Source organism: Nocardia sp. CA-084685, assembly GCF_050955785.1.
Lineage (GTDB): Bacteria > Actinomycetota > Actinomycetes > Mycobacteriales > Mycobacteriaceae > Nocardia.
In genome coordinates this window covers 7,113,260-7,133,557 of record NZ_CP192094.1, presented here as the reverse complement: position 1 = coordinate 7,133,557, position 20,298 = coordinate 7,113,260, and the positions used below count along the sequence as shown (strand labels likewise).

The 20,298-nt window shown below is 65.9% G+C and carries 15 protein-coding genes and 1 riboswitch; of the genes, 9 read left to right on the top strand and 6 right to left on the bottom strand.

Features of this window, described 5'->3' with window-relative positions; all coding sequences use genetic code 11:
• Positions 1 to 14: 14 nt before the first annotated feature.
• Both ACQP2U_RS31690 and rpmB read right to left on the bottom strand, forming a co-directional pair.
• Complete coding sequence (locus ACQP2U_RS31690; protein ID WP_433710803.1) at positions 15 to 506, bottom strand: N-acetyltransferase family protein; 492 nt, start codon at positions 504 to 506, stop codon at positions 15 to 17.
• Between the two features lie 102 nt (positions 507 to 608).
• Positions 609 to 800: a 50S ribosomal protein L28 gene (gene rpmB, locus ACQP2U_RS31685; protein WP_011210730.1), complete on the bottom strand. Its 192-nt coding sequence runs from the start codon at positions 798 to 800 to the stop codon at positions 609 to 611.
• 332 nt (positions 801 to 1,132) lie between these two features.
• Here rpmB and ACQP2U_RS31680 point away from each other — a divergent pair, with 332 nt between their 5' ends.
• Together ACQP2U_RS31680 and recG are read left to right on the top strand one after the other, a co-directional pair.
• The gene (locus ACQP2U_RS31680) at positions 1,133 to 3,268 is read left to right on the top strand and encodes a DAK2 domain-containing protein (protein WP_433710802.1); all 2,136 of its coding nucleotides are present in this window, start codon (positions 1,133 to 1,135) and stop codon (positions 3,266 to 3,268) included.
• Between the two features lie 4 nt (positions 3,269 to 3,272).
• Entirely contained in the window at positions 3,273 to 5,546 is a 2,274-nt protein-coding gene (recG, locus tag ACQP2U_RS31675) for an ATP-dependent DNA helicase RecG (protein ID WP_433710801.1), read from the top strand.
• Between the two features lie 62 nt (positions 5,547 to 5,608).
• Here the strand turns inward: recG and ACQP2U_RS31670 are convergent, their stop codons facing one another.
• Complete coding sequence (locus ACQP2U_RS31670) at positions 5,609 to 7,030, bottom strand: short-chain fatty acyl-CoA regulator family protein (RefSeq protein ID WP_433710800.1); 1,422 nt, start codon at positions 7,028 to 7,030, stop codon at positions 5,609 to 5,611.
• 149 nt (positions 7,031 to 7,179) lie between these two features.
• On the opposite strand from ACQP2U_RS31670, the gene ACQP2U_RS31665 reads away from it, so the two are divergent.
• Entirely contained in the window at positions 7,180 to 8,697 is a 1,518-nt protein-coding gene (locus ACQP2U_RS31665; RefSeq protein ID WP_433710799.1) for an MmgE/PrpD family protein, read from the top strand.
• A gap of 8 nt (positions 8,698 to 8,705) precedes the next feature.
• On the opposite strand, the gene ACQP2U_RS31660 is transcribed toward ACQP2U_RS31665, so the two are convergent.
• On the bottom strand, positions 8,706 to 8,918 hold the full coding sequence (locus ACQP2U_RS31660) for a DUF1737 domain-containing protein (RefSeq protein WP_433710798.1): 213 nt from the start codon (positions 8,916 to 8,918) through the stop codon (positions 8,706 to 8,708).
• A gap of 26 nt (positions 8,919 to 8,944) precedes the next feature.
• Here ACQP2U_RS31660 and prpB point away from each other — a divergent pair, with 26 nt between their 5' ends.
• From prpB to ACQP2U_RS31645, 3 genes are all read left to right on the top strand, one after another.
• Complete coding sequence (gene prpB, locus ACQP2U_RS31655; protein ID WP_433716641.1) at positions 8,945 to 9,853, top strand: methylisocitrate lyase; 909 nt, start codon at positions 8,945 to 8,947, stop codon at positions 9,851 to 9,853.
• A 3-nt stretch (positions 9,854 to 9,856) separates the two neighbouring features.
• Positions 9,857 to 10,975 (top strand): bifunctional 2-methylcitrate synthase/citrate synthase, encoded by a 1,119-nt coding sequence (locus ACQP2U_RS31650; protein ID WP_433710797.1) that lies wholly within the window; start codon positions 9,857 to 9,859, stop codon positions 10,973 to 10,975.
• 95 nt (positions 10,976 to 11,070) lie between these two features.
• Positions 11,071 to 11,457 carry a nuclear transport factor 2 family protein gene (locus ACQP2U_RS31645; protein ID WP_397032405.1) on the top strand — a complete coding sequence of 129 codons (387 nt, stop codon included), beginning with the start codon at positions 11,071 to 11,073 and terminating at the stop codon, positions 11,455 to 11,457.
• 451 nt (positions 11,458 to 11,908) lie between these two features.
• Here the strand turns inward: ACQP2U_RS31645 and metE are convergent, their stop codons facing one another.
• A complete protein-coding gene (gene metE / locus ACQP2U_RS31640) occupies positions 11,909 to 14,161 on the bottom strand; it encodes a 5-methyltetrahydropteroyltriglutamate--homocysteine S-methyltransferase (RefSeq protein ID WP_433710796.1) in 2,253 nt (750 codons plus the stop codon).
• A 141-nt stretch (positions 14,162 to 14,302) separates the two neighbouring features.
• Positions 14,303 to 14,531: riboswitch (cobalamin riboswitch) on the bottom strand.
• Positions 14,532 to 15,050: 519 nt separating this feature from the next.
• Between metE and ACQP2U_RS31635 the strand changes: the two genes are divergently transcribed.
• The 3 genes from ACQP2U_RS31635 to coaD are packed head-to-tail and all read left to right on the top strand — an operon-like array spanning position 15,051 to position 19,552.
• Positions 15,051 to 18,455: a pyruvate carboxylase gene (locus tag ACQP2U_RS31635; protein ID WP_433710795.1), complete on the top strand. Its 3,405-nt coding sequence runs from the start codon at positions 15,051 to 15,053 to the stop codon at positions 18,453 to 18,455.
• Positions 18,452 to 19,012 (top strand): 16S rRNA (guanine(966)-N(2))-methyltransferase RsmD, encoded by a 561-nt coding sequence (rsmD, locus tag ACQP2U_RS31630; RefSeq protein ID WP_433710794.1) that lies wholly within the window; start codon positions 18,452 to 18,454, stop codon positions 19,010 to 19,012. Before ACQP2U_RS31635 ends, rsmD begins: the two co-directional genes overlap by 4 nt.
• Before the next feature lie 54 nt (positions 19,013 to 19,066).
• The gene (coaD, locus tag ACQP2U_RS31625) at positions 19,067 to 19,552 is read left to right on the top strand and encodes a pantetheine-phosphate adenylyltransferase (protein WP_433710793.1); all 486 of its coding nucleotides are present in this window, start codon (positions 19,067 to 19,069) and stop codon (positions 19,550 to 19,552) included.
• 58 nt (positions 19,553 to 19,610) lie between these two features.
• Here coaD and ACQP2U_RS31620 read toward each other — a convergent pair whose 3' ends face one another.
• Positions 19,611 to 20,126, bottom strand: coding sequence for a GtrA family protein (locus ACQP2U_RS31620; RefSeq protein WP_397032395.1), 516 nt, complete (start codon positions 20,124 to 20,126; stop codon positions 19,611 to 19,613).
• Between the last annotated feature and the right edge of the window lie 172 nt (positions 20,127 to 20,298).

Here is a 20,298-nt window from a genome sequence, read left to right as displayed (position 1 = left end):
GAGCCGACTCCCGGTCAGCGACGCACCATGCGGACTTCGACGGCGGGGGTGAAGGCCTCGATGCGGCTGGTGCCGTCGAGTTCGAACCCGTGTTTGCGGTAAAAGGCCTGGGCGCGGGGGTTCTTCTCGAAGACCCAGAGCGAGCACGGGATGTCGGGTGGGACGGCGGCGCGGATGAGGTCGTGGGCGACGCCGGTGCCGTACCAGGTGGCGCGGACGTAGAGGGCATTGAGTTCGGTTGGGGTGACCGGGGATTCGTCGCGTGACGGGCTCGCACACGAGAAGCCGATCACTTCGTCGTCGACGAGCGCGACATATACGCTGCCCGGATTGCGGACCCGGATGCGTTCCCATTGCTCCGCACGGCGTTCGACCTCGAACGCATCCAGAATGTGGTCGGGGACCAGGCCACGATAGGCCTCACGCCAGCAGGCGATATGGCATTCGGCCAGGCTGTGGACGTATTCGGTGGTGAGCGGGGCTATGCGCCAGGCGGGCTGGGTCATGCAGACCATCGTTGTCGAGGGAGGTCGTCGATGACCAGGGGCCGTGGATGACTACGCCCCGAGCACCTGATGGTGTCGGGGCGTATGTCGGTCTCTGGGGAATCAGCCGCGAACGACCTTGCCCGCCTTCAGGCAGGAGGTGCACACGTTCATGCGGCGGGTATTGCCCGGCGCGACCTGTGCGCGCACGGTCTGGATGTTCGGGTTCCAACGACGGTTGGTACGCCGGTGCGAGTGCGAGACCGACTTCCCGAAGCCGGGGCCCTTGGCGCAGACGTCGCAGACGGCAGCCATAGTCGCGAACTCCTTCATGTCATGTGGGGACTGCCGCACGTCGGCAGCATGTCCGGAAACAATGTCTTAATGCCCTGCCGACTTACGTCAGCCAGCGCGAACCCTCTCGGCCGCGCTAGGCAACCCTGCAAGGGTAGCTGTCGGCGTCCGGATCCACAAAACCGGGTCATGGAATGCCGACCCGTGGGCACACCAGATGGTAATGGATCGGTGTCGCCGATCGACTGTCGGTGTCGCCAGCTAACCTGGCCAACGGTGGCAGAGCCTCGAGCGATCTGCCAGCAGTCGCTTGGGTGCGGGTGGCATGGCGGTGTGAACGATCGCGGAGAGAGGTGGCGGTGCCCGGAGTGCGGGACATGATGGGCGATGACCCCGATGCTGGATTGCCTGCCGTCGCCGGTCCGAATGAACTCAACGGCACGGCATTGCTGCGCTGGGGCCGAATCTGCCTCGAAGTTCTGCAGCAGCGGCGCGAGGAGATCAACGCCCTCAACGTATTCCCCATCGCCGACGCGGACACCGGTACCAACATGCTCGCCACCATGCGAGCGGCGATGCAAACCGCGGATGCCGCCGTGATCTCGGCGCATGGATCCGAGCGGCCGGGTAGTTCTGCGGCTGCCGGTTTTGCTGCGGAGGCCGAGCGGTCCGGCGGTGCCGCGGTGTCGGATGCCCGGGCGGTCGGTGGTTACGCGGCGAATGCCGCAGCGGTCGGCAATGGCGCGAAACCGGTTGCGGGAGTGTTCGGCGGTGCCGCGATATCGGAGCCCTCGGCGGCGTCGCCAGGGAAGTTCGCGGACCGAGCCATCGCCACGAACGGTATCGATCGTCCCGGTCTGTCTGGATCCCCAGGGCGCGGGAGCTCGCGGAACGGCTCCAGCGCAGCACCGCAGGATGGAACTGCGGTGGGGTATCTCGAATCGCTCTCGACGCATGATGTGGCCGCGGCGATGGCGCGTGGAGCGACGCTCGGGGCGCGCGGGAATTCCGGGATCATCCTGTCGCAGGTACTGCGCGGGATTGCCGAGGCGGCGCGCGGTGGGCCGCTGACGGCGCAGACGTTGCCTGCCGCGCTGGCCACGGCATCGGCGCTGGTGCGGGAATCGCTGAGTGTGCCGGTCGAAGGGACCATCCTCACCGTCCTGGAGCGGGCAGCCGAATGCGCCGCGGCCTGCGCGCAGTCCACCGTGGCCGACGTTGCGGTCGCGGCGGCCGACGGTGCCGCCAAGGCGCTCGGTGATACACCCGCCCAGCTCGGCGTGCTGCGCGAGGCGGGGGTGGTCGATGCGGGCGCGCGCGGGTTGGTCGTACTGCTCGACAGTCTGGTCGTGGTGACCCTCGGTGCGACGCCCGCTCGGCCGGAATACGGGCGCGGCGAATTCCTATTCGCTGGTGCCCAGGCGGGTGCTGATCGTGGCACCGCCGCCGCGCAGGTTGATTCCGCTCGGCGAGCCGACGCCGAATCCCTGAACAGAGCCGAACCTCACTTCGAGGTGATGTACCTCCTCTCCGACACCGACGACCAACGAATCGCCCACCTTCGCAACCGCCTCGCCGACCTCGGCGACTCGGTCGTGGTCGTTGGCGACGGCGCGGGCTCGTGGTCCGCGCACGTCCACTGCGCCGATGCGGGTGCCGCCGTAGAAGCGGGTATCGCCACCGGCACCCTCAGCGCCATCCGCATCGAAAGCTTCATCACCGACGCAGCCCCGGCGGTGGCCGCGGATCGCACTGACGCTGCCGTACGGCCTGTTCGTGTTGGACGCGCGGCTGCGTCCCCGCCTGCTGCCGCCGACCGGCACCACGGTCCCGCAGACCGCGCCGTCCTGGCTGTCGCATCGGGGGACGGCGCGGCGGCGCTGTTCGAGGCCGGAGGTGCGGTGGTGCTCGGCGGTGACGGGCCGGTGACCAGTGCGGCACTGCTTGCCGCGATTCGACAGCTGCCGAACCGGGAGGTGTTGGTGCTGCCGAACGGCGCGCTGCCCGCGCACGAGCTGGTTGCGGTCGGCGTTGCGGCTCGTGACGCGCATCGGGACGTGTTGTTGTTGCCGAGCGGGTCGATGGTGCAGGGATTGGCGGCGCTCGCGGTGCACGATTGCGGGCGGATCGCGGTGGACGATGCGTTCGCGATGTCGGAGGCGGCGGCCGCGACGCGCTGGGGATCATTGCGTGCCGCCACCGGGCGAGCGCTCACCATGGTCGGCACCTGCGAGGCCGGTGATGGGCTGGGGCTGGTCGGTCATGATGTCGTGGTGATCGATCGGGATGCGCCGAGCGCGGGACGGACCCTGCTCGACCGGATGCTCGCCTTCGGCGGTGAGCTGGTCACCCTGCTCATGGGGGTGGGCGCCCCGGCCGAACTCGCGGACGAACTGGCCGCGCATATCGCGAACGGCTTCCCCGGCGTCGAGGTGAGCGTGTATTCCGGTGGGCAGCAGGCGGATCTGGTGCAGATAGGGGTGGAATAGGAGTATGGCGACACTCAGCGACCGGCTGGACCACCTGCTCGGCGTGAAGGCGGCCGAGCCCCTTGCCGATGCCTTCGACATGCACACCGTCGAGGATCTGTTGCGGCACTACCCATTACGCTATGCCACTCAGGGGCAGCCGCTCACCCAGGAGCAGCCCGAGGAGGGTGCGCACATCACCGTCATCGGCAGGGTGACGAAAACCGAACTGCGCCCGATGAAGAACCGCAGGGGCCGACTGCTCAAGGTCGCCCTCGACACCGGTTCGGTCGCCCCGATCGATATCACCTTCTTCAACGGCGACAAGGTGAGTTACCTTGTCCGCGAAGGGGTCCGGGCCATGATGTCGGGCACCGTGCACTGGTGGCGCCCGGACCGCTGGAACCTCGCACATCCCGATTATCTGATCCTGCCCGAGAAGGAAGAGGACTCGATCGAGAGCCTCACCTCGGTGCGTGGCGGCGGCGCCTTGCGCGGATTGGCGCAGAGCGCGAAAGGTAAAGGCGGAGTGGATGTCTCGTTCTTCGAACGTGAATACATTCCGGTGTATCCCGCGACCGCCAAGGTGCAGAGCTGGGATCTGCTCGCCTGTGTCCGGCAGGTGCTCGACCAACTCGATCCGATCGACGATCCACTGCCAAGTGACCTGCGCGAGGACCGCGGGCTGCTGAAGATCTCGGACGCGCTGCGCCTGATCCACCTGCCCGAACGCAAGTCCGATATCGAACAGGCCAGGCAGCGTTTGCGTTTCGATGAGGCGCTGGCGTTGCAACTGGTGCTCGCCGAGCGGCGACACGATGCGGAGGCGCGGACGGCCCGGCCGTGTCCCCCCCGATCCGACGGTATCGCAGCCGCTTTCGATACCCGCCTGCCCTTCGAACTGACCGATGGACAGCAAAAGGTGATCGCGGAGATCTCCGACGATCTCGCACGCAGCCATCCGATGCACCGGCTATTGCAGGGCGAAGTGGGTTCGGGCAAGACCATCGTCGCACTGCACGCCATGCTCCAGGTGGTCGACGCAGGTCAGCAATGCGCACTGCTCGCACCGACGGAAGTTCTTGCCGCCCAACACTATCGGTCACTGCGAACGATGCTCGGCGATCTCGGCACCGCGGGTGAACTCGGCGCCGCCGACAACGCGACAAAGGTGGTGCTGGTGACCGGCTCGATGTCGGCGGCGGCGAAGAAGGCCGCGCTACTGGATGCGGTCACCGGCGAGGCGGGCATCGTGATCGGCACCCATGCGCTCATCCAGGACGCGGTGGAGTTCTTCGATCTCGGCATGGTGATCGTCGACGAACAGCATCGGTTCGGTGTGGAACAGCGGGATGCGTTGCGCGCCAAGGCGAAAGCCGGTACCAGCCCGCATCTACTTGTGATGACCGCGACCCCGATCCCCCGCACCATCGCCATGACCACCCTCGGCGATCTGGAGACCTCGACCCTCACCCAGCTGCCCCGCGGCCGCTCGCCGATCGTGTCGAAGGTGGTGCCGCGCAAACAGCATCCGAACTGGGTCGACCGCGCCTGGGAGCGCATCCTCGAGGAGGTCGGCGCTGGACGGCAGGCCTATGTGGTGTGCTCGCGCATCGGCGACGACGAGGAGAATGGTAAGGGCCGCAACGGCAAGAAGTCCGGTAAGGCCGAGGAGAAGGAAGGTCCCACCACGGCCGCCGCGCTCGAGGTCTTCGACATGCTGCGCACCGGTCCGCTCGCGAGCGTGCGCGTCGGCCTGCTGCACGGCAGGCTCCCGACCGATGAAAAAGACCAGGTCATGCGCGCATTCAATGACGGCGACATCGACGTGCTCGTCTGCACCACGGTCGTCGAGGTCGGCGTCGACGTCCCGAATGCGACCGTCATGGTCATCGTGGACGCGGACCGCTTCGGTGTCAGTCAGCTACATCAGTTGCGCGGCCGCATCGGTCGCGGCAAGCATCCTGGCCTGTGCCTGCTGATCACCGACGCGGGCCCCACCGGCACCGCCATGGCGCGCCTCGACGCCGTCGCCGCGACCACCGACGGCTTCGAACTCGCCGTACTCGACCTGCGGCAACGCCGCGAAGGCGACGTCCTCGGCGCCGCCCAATCCGGCACCGCCCGCTCCCTGCGCCTGCTCTCCCTACTCGACGACCTCGAAGTCATCACCGCCGCCCAAGACCTCGCCCGCCAGGTAGTCGAATCCGATCCTGGCCTGCGCCGCCACCCGGGCCTGGCCACCATGATGCACGCCGCCGTAGACGCCGAACGCCTGGAGTACCTGGCGAAGTCTTGATCGAGAACGCGCTGGTGAAGCGGCCCTCTCGGCGTTTGCCTGCATGGCTATGAATTGCCCGGCTAGCGCAGGACTCGGGGGTAGGGGAGATCGGTGCTGGTGTATTCGGTGACTGCGAGGGGGCTGCCGATTTGAGGGAAGGCGCGCTGCGGGCAGGAGGGGCGCTCGCAGACCTTGCAGCCCGCGCCGATCGGCACCGCCGCGGCCGGACTATCGAGTTGTAGTCCGTTCGAGTACACCAATCTGTCGGCGTATTCGATATCGCAACCCAGGCCTATCGCGAAGTCCTTTGTCGCGGTGCCGAATCCGTGGGGGCCCGCCAGTGCGGTGCGCGCGATCCAGAGGTACCGGCGACCGTCCGGCATAGCCGCCATCTGGGTGAGGATGCGGCCGGGATTGGCGAAGGCCTCGTGCACCACCCACAGCGGACAGCTACCGCCGACCCGGGAGAAATGGAAGGCCGTGGCGGACTGGCGTTTCGAGATATTGCCCGCTCGGTCGGTGCGGACCAGAAAGAACGGAACGCCGCGCTGTCCCTGCCGCTGCAAGGTGCTCAACCGGTGGCAGATGGTTTCGAAGCCGACCTCGAAACGCAGGCTGAGCAGATCGACGTCGTAGCGCAGTTCCTCCGCCGACCGCAGAAAGCGGCCGTACGGCAGGACCAGTGCGCCCGCGAAGTAATTGGCCAATCCGATCCGCGCCAATGTCTTGGATTCGCCGGTGAGCGACGGTGTTTCGGCCAGTACGGCATCCAAATCCTTGCCGAACAGCAGAAAACCGAGGGTAGTGGCGATTTGAAATGCGCGCTGTCCGGGACGCAATCGCCGCGCCAGCGTCAGCGTGCGGCTGTCCGGATCGTAATGCCGTTTCGGGATGGACGGATCCGCGCCGTCGCCGCGCACCAGCACGGTGACTCCCGCGCGCTCCTCGGCCACCCTGGCGAGTTGCCGATCGAGCGACCCGATACTGAGACCGCACTCCTCGAAGAGCTGTTCGGCCGCATGATCGAGTTGCGCGATGTGATTGTGGTGGTCGTAGAAGAAATCCCGCACATCCTCATACGGCATGGGCACGCCGGGTGCGCCAGCAGGAGCGGCCACCCGTGCGGAGAGCAGATCGAGTTGATCGGTCGCGGCGCGCAATCGCCGATGCATCGCGACGACGATTCGAGAAACCTCCGGAAGTCGCGTCGCCAGCTCTTCCACCTCTGTCAGTGGCGCGCTGTCACCGCCCGCCGCATCCACCAGTACCTCGTGCAGATCCGAGACCAGCCGGGCATCGGAGTCGGCGGCGAAAAATTGCACGTCGAGGTCGAAGGTGGAGTTGAGCTTCAGCAGCACCGGAATGGTGAGCGGTCGCTGATCGCGCTCGAGCTGATTGAGGTAGCTGGGCGATAGATCCAGGGATTTCGCCAGTGCCGCCTGGGTCATCCGCCGTTCCTCGCGCAACCGTCTCAGTCGGGCGCCCGCGTACATCTTGCGCACCGCAAGATGGTAGCCCTCGCAATTCGCAATCATCGCAAAATGAAGGATTCTCGCCCGCAGAAATCTGCTTTTGCAAGGGATTTTGCCGAAGTTCAATCCTGCGTAGCGTGCGAAGAAGAGCCGCTGGCCCGCCTGGAACCGGAGGATGGATGAAGACCCACATCGTACGCGCTCGCGCCGCCGCCGCGGCCTTTCCACGCACAGAACATTTGGCCACCAGAATTGCCGAGGTCGCCGTCGATCCGGTCGAGGTGACCGCCGAAGTCAGCGCGATGATCGTGAATCGGATCATCGACAATGCCGCCGTCGCGGCGGCCGCCCTGGTCCGTCGCCCGGTGATGAATGCGCGGGCGCAGGCACTCGCACAGCCGTATGCACCGCGACCCGGCCGGTCGGGCGCCATCGTCTTCGGCGCGCCACGCCGGGTCTCGCCGGAGTGGGCCGCGTGGGCGAATGGCGTCGCGGTGCGTGAGCTGGACTTTCACGACACCTTCCTCGCCGCCGAGTACTCGCATCCGGGCGACAATATTCCGCCGATCCTCGCCGTCGCCCAGCACACCGGTCGCAGTGGCGCCGCGCTGATCCGTGGCCTGGCCACCGGTTACGAGATCCAGATCGACCTGGCGCGTGGAATCTGCCTGCACGAGCACAAGATCGATCACGTCGCACATTTGGGCCCATCGGCCGCTGCGGGCATCGGGACCTTGCTGGGCCTGCGGACCGAGACGATCTATCAGGCGATCGGGCAGGCGTTACACACCACCACCGCCACCCGCCAATCCCGCAAGGGCGAGATCTCGAGTTGGAAGGCGTATGCCCCGGCATTCGCTGGGAAGATGGCGGTCGAGGCGGTCGACCGGGCCATGCGCGGCGAGGGTGCACCCGCACCGATCTGGGAGGGTGCGGACGGTGTCATCGCCTGGCTGCTCGGTGGGCCGGACGCCGAATATCAAGTGCCGTTGCCGGGCCCGGGTGAGGCGAAGCGGGCGATCCTCGACAGCTACACCAAAGAGCATTCGGCCGAATATCAGAGCCAAGCGCCCATCGATCTCGCACGTCGGATGCGCGCGCGCATCGGTGATCTCGATCAGATCGCCACCATCGTGCTGCATACCAGCCACCACACGCACGTGGTCATCGGCACCGGTTCCGGTGATCCGCAGAAGTTCGACCCGCACGCCAGCCGCGAGACTCTCGACCATTCCGTTCCTTATATATTCGCGGTCGCGCTACAGGACGGCGGCTGGCATCACGAGCGGTCCTACGCACCCGAGCGCGCACGTCGGGCGGATACTGTCGCGCTGTGGCGCAAGATCTCGACGGTCGAGGATCCGGAATGGACGCGCCGTTATCACGCCACCGACCCGAACGAGAAGGCCTTCGGGGCCCGGGCGGTGGTGACGCTGAACAGCGGCGAGACGATTGGCGATGAACTCGCCGTCGCGGATGCGCATCCGCTGGGCGCGCGGCCGTTCGCGCGCGAGCAGTACATCGCTAAGTTCCGCTCGCTGGCCGAGGGCGTGATCGATCCTGCGGAGCAGGACCGGTTCCTCGACGCGGCGCAGCGCACAGCGGAGTTGGCCCCTGGCGAACTGGATCAGCTGACGTTCACCGTGTCGCCCGAGGTTATCGAGCGGGCACCGCAGGTGCGCGAGGGGATCTTCTGATGTCGGTCCTACTCCCCGCCCCAGATCAGCGCCTGCGCGGCGATCACATCGGTGCCGTTGAAGGTGACGGCCGGCGATCCGTGCAGCAGGTAGCCCCGGTCGAGCAAACCACTGATCCGTTCGCAGAAGGCGGCGTCGTCGACGCCGGTGATCAGTCGATAGCGCAGGGGACGATCCTCGGGCCCATTCCTCGTGGATTCGCTGCGCGATGCTGCACTCATGGGCTCAGCCTAGGACGGTGGCCGCGGTGACAGGACTGCTCGCCGCTGCCACGAGCCCGGCCGATAAGCGCCTGGCGCTGCGCGCCGGGTTGGTCTCCGGACAAATCCAGCGCTGGCCGGGAGCATTCAACCCTCTGGTGGCCAAGCTGATTCAGGAACTCGGCTTCGACGGCGTCTACGTCTCCGGCGCGGTGGTATCGGCCGAACTCGCACTGCCGGATATCGGCCTGACCACCCTCACCGAGGTGGCTGCGCGGGGACAGCAGATCGCGCGAGTAACCGACCTGCCGGTGCTGATCGATGCCGATACCGGCTTCGGCGAGCCGATGAATGCGGCACGCACGGTGACACTGTTGGAGGATGCTGGACTGGCGGGGTGCCATATCGAGGATCAGGTGAATCCGAAGCGCTGTGGTCATCTCGACGGCAAGGCCGTGGTCCCGGTCGATGAGATGGTCCGTCGTGTGCGTGCCGCGGTCTCGGCCCGACGCGACCCCAATTTCATCGTCTGCGCGCGTACCGATGCGCGGGAGACGCGGGGGCTGGCCGCGGCGATCGATCGCGCAAGGGCCTATGCCGACGAGGGGGCCGACCTCATCTTCACCGAGGCACTGGCCGATGCCTCCGAATTCGCGAAGTTCCGTGCGGCAGTGGATATTCCGTTGCTCGCGAATATGACCGAGTTCGGCAAGTCGGAGTTGCTGTCGGCTCGCACGTTGGCGGATCTCGGCTACAACGCCGTCATCTATCCGGTAACCACGCTGCGCCTGGCGATGTTCGCTGTCGAGCGCGGCCTGCGTGAAATCGCAGCCACCGGAACACAATCCGGGCTGGTAGGGCAGATGCAGCACCGGGCGCGGCTCTACGAATTGCTCGACTATCAGCAGTACAACGACTTCGATTCCGGAATCTTCGATTTCACCGTGAGTGAGTAAACGATGACTGAGATCAAAAAGGGTTTGGCCGGGGTGGTGGTCGATACCACCACCATCTCCAAGGTTGTACCCGAGACGAATTCGCTGACCTATCGCGGCTATGCCGTGCAGGATCTGGCGCGGCACTGCAGCTTCGAGGAGGTCGCATATCTGCTGTGGTACGGCGAACTTCCCGATGCCGCCCAACTCCAACTGCTGTGTCAACGTGAACGCGCACAGCGGCGCATCGATCGGTCGATACTGTCGCTCATTCAGACGATGCCGCAGAACTGTCATCCGATGGATGTGGTCCGGACCGTGGTCAGCTATCTCGGCGCGGAGGATGCGGAACTCGATGCCGCACAGGGTGATCGGGCATCGTTGGCGAAGGCGCTGCGGCTTGCCGCGGTGCTGCCCGCAGTTGTCGCCACTGACATGCGCCGCCGTCGTGGACTGGAACCTATTGCGCCACACTCCCATCTTGGTTTCGCCGAGAATTTTCTGAACATGTGCTTCGACAAAATGCCGGATCCGCGCGTCGTGCGTGCTTTCGAGACTTCACTGATCCTGTACGCGGAGCACAGTTTCAACGCCTCTACCTTCGCCGCGCGGGTGGTCACCTCGACCGGATCGGATATGTACAGCGCGATCACCGCCGCGATCGGTGCGCTCAAGGGGCCACTGCACGGCGGTGCGAATGAGGCTGTCATGCGCGCGATGCTCGAAATCGGCGAGCCCGAACGTGCTGCGGAGTGGTTGCGCGCCAAGTTGTCCGGCAAACAGAAGGTGATGGGGTTCGGACATCGCGTGTACACCAACGGCGACTCGCGGGTGCCGACTATGCGAGCAGCCCTGGACCAAGTCGTGCAGGTGACCGGCGGGCAGCGCTGGTCGCGCATGTACACCGCATTGGAGCAGGCCATGGCCGAGGCCACCGGCATCAACCCCAACCTCGACTTCCCGGCCGGACCCGCCTACTACCTGATGGGCTTCGATATCGAGATGTTCACGCCGATCTTCGTACTGAGTCGCATCACCGGCTGGACCGCCCACATCATCGAGCAGTCCGCCGCTAATGCCCTGATCCGCCCGCTATCCGAATATGTCGGAGTACCGCAACGCGAACTGCTGATCGCGGGCTGATCCTGGCGCAACCAAGCGATTGTTTGGTGTAATCGGTGCGATCGAATCGACCGATGTGCCCGATCGCATCGGCACAAGGAAGCGAGCGAACTTCAATGCCGAGCCCCGACGAAATCGTCACCGCCATGTGCCGTAGCTGGGCCGATCCCGACCCGGACCGGATCAGTGCCTTCTTCGCCGAAGACGCCGTCTACCACAACATTCCGATGGAACCCATCAACGGCCGCGCCGCTATCCGCGATTTCATCGCCGGGTTCCTCAACACCTTCGAATCCATTGAATTCGACGTCCACCACCAGGTTGCCGCCGGGAATATCGTCATGAACGAACGCACCGATATCCTGCGCGGCCTCGGCAAAGACACGCCGCTGCCGGTCGTGGGCGTCTTCGAAGTCGCCAACGGCGCCATCACTGCCTGGCGCGACTATTTCGATATGGCCGCCATCAACCGCGCCTTCGGAAACGAGCCCGCGGACCGATAACCGAGGAAACGGCGGAACCGAATCGGTCGCCCCTGCGTCGAATAGGACATCGGGGGTGATATCGATGGCGACGTATGAGGAGGGGTTACGCATGGATCGTTGCTCGGGATGTCATACGGTTTGGCGGCGGGGAGTGAGCGCGCGGTCGCGCATGCGGCCGATGGTGCGCAACGGTGAGAATTGTGAGCGGTACACGCCGCGCCGTCGGCTCCGGCCGTTCCCCGGGACCGAATCTCATTGACAGGCAGCCCGATAGCGCGGCGACCACACCGCGCTATCGGGCGGCGTGGTCGTGTGCGGATGTGGTCGATCGCGCGGTCGGGTGTTCGCATAGGACGACCTGGCCACTGTCGAGTTCGGCGTGGACACCGTTGGGCCAACAGCGGGACGGGCGCGAACCCTGGCGAGCGCGCCCGCCCTCCCGTTTCGAGAGGGCGAGCGCACTATCCGGCTAGCGCACCGCGGCCGCGGCTGTGACGAGATTGCGCAACGACGCCTCCACCTCGACCGGCCCACGCGTCTTCAATCCGCAGTCCGGATTGACCCAAAGTCGTTCGGCGGGAACGGCCTTCAGTGCGGCACGCAGGGCGGCGGTGATCTCCTCCACACTCGGCACCCGGGGTGAGTGGATGTCGTACACCCCCGGTCCGACACCGAGATCGAAGCCAGCGGCAGTCAAATCGTCGAGCACCTCCATATGCGAGCGCGCCGCCTCGATCGAGGTCACATCGGCATCCAATCCGGCGATCGCATCGATGACCTCACCGAATTCCGAATAGCAGAGATGGGTGTGGATCTGAGTGGCATCCGACACCCCGGAGGTTGCCAACCGAAACGCTTCGACCGACCAATCCAGGTACTCGCCCTGATCAGCCACACGCAGCGGCAGCAGCTCCCGCAGTGCGGGCTCGTCGACCTGGATGATCCGAATGCCCGCGGCCTGCAGATCGAGCGTCTCGTCCCGGATCGCCAACGCCACCTGACGTGCCGAATCCGCCAATGGTTGGTCATCGCGCACGAACGACCAAGCCAGAATCGTCACCGGGCCGGTCAGCATGCCCTTGACCGGCTTATCGGTCAACGATTGCGCGTAGCTTATCCAATCCACCGTCATCGGCGCGGGCCGCGCCACATCCCCGAACAGAATCGGCGGCCGCACGCAACGGGTGCCGTAGGACTGCACCCAACCCGCCTCGGTGGCGGCGAATCCGTCGAGCTGCTCGGCGAAGTACTGCACCATGTCATTGCGCTCCGGCTCGCCGTGCACCAGCACGTCCAGGCCGAGTTTCTCTTGTAGCGCAATGACATCCGCGATTTCGGACCGCATCCGTCGCACGTACTCGGCCTGGTCGATCTCGCCCTTGCGCAGTGCCGCACGCGCCAGTCGGATCGTCGAGGTCTGTGGATATGAGCCGATGGTCGTCGTCGGCAGCGATGGCAGCCCCAGCCGCTCGGCCTGCAACGTCCGCCGCTGGTCCGCGGGAGCCCGTCGAGTTGCCTCGGGACCCAGCGTGGCCAGCCGCGCCCGCACCTGCGAATTGTTCGAACGAGGATCGGTGCCCCTAGTCGCGAGAGCGGCACGGACCGTTGCCAATTCATCCCGGATCGCCTCGGGCCCCGCGCGCAGTCCGGTCGCGAGTGACCGCACCTCCGCGACCTTCTCCGTGCCGAACGCCAGCCACGAACGCAGCCGTTGGTCGAGGCCGGTTTCGCTCGCCAAGGTGTAAGGCACATGCAGCAACGAGCAGGAACTCGACACCGCAATGGATTTCGCACATCCCACCAGCGTGCCGAGCGTCGCCAAAGCACTGTCCAGATCGGCCCGCCAGACATTACGTCCGTCGACCACACCCGCCACCAGCAGTTTGTCCATCAGCTCGGGCACCATATCGGGGACTTCAGCCGTGAAATCCACTGCGATACCTTCGATTTCGGTCTCGGCCAAGGCGCTCAACGCCGCACCCGGCCTGCCGAAGTAGGTGGCAACGAGCAGTGCGGGACGATCCGTCGCGCGGGACAGCTCGGCGTAGCTGCGCCGTACGAGTTCCAACTCGTCAGCGCTCAGATCGGTGACCAAGATGGGTTCGTCGAGCTGCACCCACTCCGCGCCCGCCACGGCCAGCAGCCGCAACAGCTCCCGATAGAGCGGCACCAGCTCATCGAGGCGATCCAGTGCCGCACCGCCTGTCGCCTTGGCCAGCTTCAGGAAGGTGATAGGCCCGACCACCACCGGGCGCGCGGGCACCCCCAGTGCGAGCGCCTCCCGCAACTCATCGAGCACCTTCGATGGCTGCAGCGAGAACACCGTCTCCGGACCGATTTCCGGCACCAGATAGTGGTAGTTGGTATCGAACCACTTGGTCATTTCCAGCGGCTCGACGGTGTCGGTGCCGCGTGCCGCCGCGAAATAGCGATCCAGCGGATCGGCGATACCGGCGACCCGGGGCGGCAGCGCGCCGAGCAGCACGGCGGTATCGAGCACCTGGTCGTAATAGGAAAAGGTGCCGACTGGGATGGAATCCAGTCCGGCGCTGTGCAATTCGGTCAGCTGATCGCGGCGCAGGTCAGCGGCGATCGCGTGCAGTCGCGCCGCGTCGATTCGCCCGGCCCAGTAGGACTCGGTGGCGCGCTTGAGCTCACGGTGCGGCCCCACCCGCGGGAGACCGAGAACCGTCGCGGTGAACGGGTTATGTGTAACAGTCACGAATTTCTCCAGTGCTGAGATCGAAGACCATCGCCCTACGAGCTAGCGGAGACCGAGTGACGTGCCGGTGCACCGACGGAGCCCGACAATCACACCAGAGATCCGCGCGCCCAATCCACGAGGCGGTGGCCGCCGGATACGGCGTATCCGACACGGCTGGCAGGTCTTCGGACTTGCGGGCACGGGCCTTCTGGCCGACCCCGTACGGGGCTCACCTACTGGCCGTCGCTTCCCGGGCTGACCGAAGTCGCTACGGCTTGCCCAGTGCTGATGACGGCGGTCGTTCCTGCATACCGCTGCGGGACAGTCCCGGATTCTCACCGGGTTCCCTCTCATCCGCGCACCGGCTACCCGATCCGCGAACTCGACTCCGTAACGCGACGACGGGGCTCCATCTCGTCTACGCACGGCGAACCAGCTGCGTCGACCAGCATAGTCTGTTCAGCCATCCCTTTTGCGTGCGCCAGTAAGCACTGGCGTCTACCACGGAGCGAGATGCTTGCGCGACCGTTCGCGGTCCGTCTCGCGTTCGTGTCGTTGGAGCGCATGTACTCGCAGGCGCGGGACACAACCATCTGGTATGCGTGCAGTGGGTGCTGAATGCCCTGCTACCAGCAACCGCAACGGAGCGAGTCTTGCGAGCGATCGTTCGCGGTCCGTCTCGCGTTCGAGCCGTCGAAGCGCATGCGCCGGAGGCGCGAGTCTCGACGGCTCGGACGCGAGACACAGGGGGCCGCGAACACGCCGCGGCGAAGCCGCGGCCAAATAACACAGCTATGTGTCAGCGGTATGAACACAACTTCGCAAGCATGCTAGGACCGGTTGTGAAGATTCCTGCGAAAGTGACTTCCCTGTCAGTCCACGATTCCGGGACGGGTACCTTAGTTCAATGTTCTCGAAAGTCTTGGTTGCCAACCGTGGCGAGATCGCCATCCGCGCCTTCCGAGCGGCCTACGAACTCGGCATCGGGACGGTTGCGGTCTTCCCGTACGAGGATCGCAACTCGGTCCACCGGTTGAAGGCCGCGGAGTCCTACCAGATCGGCGAACAGGGGCACCCGGTCCGGGCGTACCTGTCGATCGAGGCGATCATCGAGGCGGCCAAGTCCGCGGGTGCCGACGCCATTTACCCCGGTTATGGCTTCCTGTCGGAGAACCCGGACCTCGCGGCGGCCTGCGCCCGCGCGGGCATCACTTTCATCGGTCCATCGGCCGAAGTGCTCGAACTGGCTGGTAACAAGGCCCGCGCGATCGAGGCGGCACGAGCGGCGGGGCTGCCGGTGCTGCGCTCCAGCGCCCCTTCCGCCGATGTGGACGAACTGCTGGCCGCATCCGAGGACCTGGAATATCCGATCTTCGTGAAGGCCGTCGCGGGCGGCGGTGGGCGCGGTATGCGCCGGGTCGCCGATCCGGCACAGTTGCGCGAATCGATCGAGGCCGCGTCCCGCGAGGCGGAGTCGGCCTTCGGTGACCCGACCGTCTTTCTGGAACAGGCCGTGGTCAACCCGCGCCACATCGAGGTGCAGATCCTGGCCGATCAGCACGGCAATGTCATGCACCTGTTCGAGCGGGACTGTTCGGTGCAGCGCCGCCATCAGAAGGTAATCGAGCTCGCGCCCGCCCCGAATCTGGATCCCGCACTGCGCGAGCGCATTTGCAACGATGCGGTGGCCTTCGCTCGCCAGATCGGCTACAGCTGCGCGGGCACTGTCGAATTCCTGCTCGACGAGCGCGGCAACCACGTCTTCATCGAGATGAACCCGCGTATCCAGGTCGAGCACACGGTGACCGAGGAGATCACCGATGTCGATCTGGTGCAGTCCCAGCTGCGCATCGCTGCGGGGGAGAGCCTCGAGCAGCTCGGCCTGAGCCAGGACAAGGTCGCCATTCGCGGTGCGGCCCTGCAGTGCCGGATCACCACCGAGGATCCGGCCAACGGGTTCCGCCCCGACACCGGCCGCATCACCGCTTACCGCACCCCCGGCGGCGCGGGTATTCGTCTCGATGGCGGCGCGAACCTGGGCGCGGAAATCGGCGCCTACTTCGACTCGATGCTGGTCAAGCTCACCTGCCGCGGCCGCGATCTGCCCGCCGCGGTGGCGCGCGCCAGCCGTGCGCTCGCGGAATTCCGCATCCGCGGCGTCACCACCAATATCGGGTTCCTGCTCGCGGTGCTGGATGATCCGGACTTCAGGGCGGGCCGGGTCACCACCTCGTTCATCGATGAACGCCGGCAGTTGCTGACCCTGCGCGGTTCAGCCGACCGCGGCACCAAGATCCTCAACTACCTCGCCGATATCACCGTCAACAAGCCGCACGGTGAGCGTCCGACGACGGTGTATCCGCACGACAAACTGCCCGCCATCGATCTGAGCGTGCCGCCGCCGGACGGTTCCCGTCAGCGGCTGCTGCGCTTGGGCCCCGAAGGCTTCGCGCAGGCGCTGCGTGAGCAGAAGGCCGTCGGGGTCACCGATACCACCTTCCGTGATGCGCATCAGTCGCTGCTGGCCACTCGGGTGCGCACCAATGGTCTGCTCGGTGTCGCCGGACATGTCGCGCGTCTGACACCGGAGCTGCTGTCCGTCGAGGCTTGGGGCGGCGCGACTTACGATGTGGCGCTGCGCTTCCTGTTCGAGGACCCGTGGGAGCGGCTGGCGGCACTGCGCGAGGCGGTACCGAATATCTGTCTGCAGATGCTGCTGCGCGGACGGAATACGGTCGGTTACACGCCGTACCCGGAGCAGGTGACGCGCGCGTTCGTGCAGGAGGCGACCGACACCGGTATCGACATCTTCCGTATCTTCGACGCGCTCAACAATGTCGATCAGATGCGCCCGGCCATCGATGCGGTGCGCGAAACCGGTACGGCCATCGCGGAAGTCGCGATGAGCTATACCGGCGATCTGTCCAACCCGGACGAAAACCTCTACACCCTCGACTACTATCTCAAGCTCGCCGAGCAGATCGTCGACGCGGGTGCGCATGTGCTGGCCATCAAGGATATGGCGGGTCTGTTGCGCGCCCCGGCTGCCGCGACCCTGGTTTCCGCGCTGCGCAGCAACTTCGACCTGCCGGTGCACGTGCACACCCACGACACTCCAGGCGGTCAGCTGGCCACCTACCTCGCCGCCTGGCAGGCCGGTGCGGACGCGGTCGACGGTGCGAGTGCCGCCATGGCCGGAACTACTTCTCAGCCAGCGCTTTCCGCGATCGTGGCGGCCGCGGCGCACAGCGAATACGACACCGGTCTCAACCTGCAGAACGTCTGTGATCTGGAGCCGTACTGGGAGGCGCTGCGAAAGGTATACGCGCCCTTCGAATCCGGGCTGCCCGCGCCGACCGGCCGGGTCTACACCCACGAGATTCCGGGCGGTCAGCTGTCGAATCTGCGTCAGCAAGCCATCGCGCTCGGTCTCGGTGACCGCTTCGAAGAGGTCGAGGCGAAATACGCTGCGGCAGACCGACTGCTGGGCCGTCTGGTCAAGGTCACTCCGTCCTCGAAGGTGGTCGGTGACCTCGCGCTCGCACTGGTCGGCACCGGTGTCGACATCGAAAGTTTCGCCGCCGATCCGGGCCGCTACGACATTCCGGATTCGGTAATCGGTTTCCTGCGTGGCGAACTCGGCAATCCGGCGGGCGGCTGGCCTGAGCCGTTCCGCAGTCGGGCGTTGGCCGGGCGCGGCGCGGCCAAGCCGGAGACCGCGCTGACCCCGGCGGACGAAGCCGGACTCGCCGGTTCCTCCGAAGAGCGCCGCGCCACGCTCAACCGGCTGCTGTTCCCCGGCCCAACCGCCGAATTCCTCGCCCACCGGGAAAAGTACGGCGACACCATGGGCCTGTCGGCAAACCAGTTCTTCTACGGATTGCGCCGCGGTGAGGAACACCGTGTGCAATTGGAGAAGGGCGTCACCCTGCTCATCGGACTGGAGGCCATCTCCGAACCCGATGAGCGCGGTATGCGCACGGTCATGTGCATCATGAACGGCCAACTGCGCCCGGTGGCCGTGCGCGACCGATCCATCGCCAGCGATATCCCGGCCGCTGAGAAGGCTGATAAGAACAACCAGAGCCATATCGCTGCCCCGTTCGCCGGTGTGGTGACACTTGCCGTGTCCGAAGGCGATTCGATCGCGGCGGGCGATACCGTCGGCACCATCGAGGCGATGAAGATGGAGGCAGCGATCACCGCGCCGCGCGGGGGCATCGTCGGGCGCGTCGCGATCGGCAAGGTACAGCAGGTCGAAGGCGGTGACCTGCTGGTCGAACTCACGGTGCGCGAGTCCGCGGCCGAATGACCCGGATCGTCGCGGGTACCGCGGGCGGGCGCCGGCTACGCGTCCCGCCCGCGGGCACCCGCCCCACCTCCGATCGGGTGCGCGAGGCCCTGTTCAGCGCCCTCGACGCCCGCATCGATTTCGACGGCCTCCGTGTACTCGACCTCTACGCCGGGTCCGGTGCACTGGGCCTGGAGGCCCTCTCCCGCGGCGCCACCCACGCCCTACTCATCGAGTTCGACCGCAAGGCCGCCGCCATCGTGCGCGGCAATATCGCCGACCTCGGTCTGCCGGGTGCCGAACTCCGCATCGGCTCCGTCGCCACCGTCCTGGCGGGCGGCGGCGCGGGAAAGTACGACGTGGTCTTCTCCGATCCGCCCTACGACGTCGACACCGCGACGGTCACCGCCGACCTACGCGCCCTCGCCGAACACGACTGGATGGCACCGGACGCCCTCGTCGTAGTCGAGCGTTCCATCCGCTCACCCGAGATCGTCTGGCCCGCAGGCTATATCCCCGCCAAGCCGCGCAAGTACGGCGAAACCCGCATCGAACTAGCCGAGTTCGCCCCGGAGTAACTCCGCCATCGCGGCATTCGAGGCCACGATCCGGCCTCCTGATACCGTCTGTCCATGGCAGAAGCGTTGTGCCCGGGCTCGTTCGACCCGGTGACCAATGGACATATCGACGTCTTCGCGCGGGCCGCAGCCCAGTTCGACGAGGTCGTGGTGACCGTCATGATCAATCCCAAGAAACAGGGGATGTTCAGCGTCGAGGAGCGCATGGAGATGCTGCGCGAGGCCACCGCGCACCTGCCCAATGTCCGGGTGGATTCCTGGCAGGGGCTGCTGGTGGATTTCGCCAAGCAGGAGGGCATCGGCGCGATCGTCAAGGGTCTGCGCGATGCTACCGACTTCGGCTACGAACTGCAGATGGCGCAGATGAACAAGAAGCTCAGCGGCGTCGACACCTTCTTCATCGCCCCCAACCCGGCCTTCAGCTTCCTGTCCAGCTCACTGGTCAAGGAAGTGGCGACCTACGGCGGCGATGTCACCGATATGCTTCCGGCCGCCGTCCACAAGCGCCTGCTCGATCGCCTCGCGGAACGCAAAGGCTGAACGCCCCAACGAAATCCGCCCCGGTTCCGAAGAACCGGGGCGGACTCGTGATAAAAGCTCAGAAGACCAACCCGCGCAGGGCGAGGAAGCGCATACCGCCCACCGCAGCGGTGATGGCCAGAATGGCCGCGGCCTGGAACGTACCGCCCATACCAGGCATCCACACCTCGAGCGCGGCGAGTGCGGCGGTGGTGATCCCGAGTCCGACCAGCGCGAGCCCACCACCCTCCCACTGTGCGGTGAACCAGCCGACCCGCCCCGCCGCGTGGAAGGTGAGTTGACGGTGCATTTCGTTGGCGATCACGGTGCTCACGACCGAGCCCGCGATATTGGCGACCAGGGGGCCGACGCCGTGCATCGCGAAGAACAGCAGGACATAGGCGACATTGCTGGAACCGCCGACCAAGGCGAAGCGGATCAGCTGAGCGAGCGCGCGGTCGCCACGCAGATACTGCATCAACTGGGCGAACCGAGCTGCAGTCGCCGACTGCAGCACCGGGTACGGTCCCACCCACGGCGTGTACAGACTGCTTGTCGGCAGAACCGCCGTCCGCGGTAGTTCCAGTACGGTCATTGTCTTTCCGATCCCACACGAGCCTTCGGTACGGACAACCGCGATGGTTATCGCAATCCGCCCGGTCGGCCTCCTCTATCTCCACAGTCCCGGTCAGGGCCTGCGATCCGCTTAAGAAGATCTTGTTTTTCGACCTTCATGGATAAATGTAGCACCAAGTGGAGGCATATCC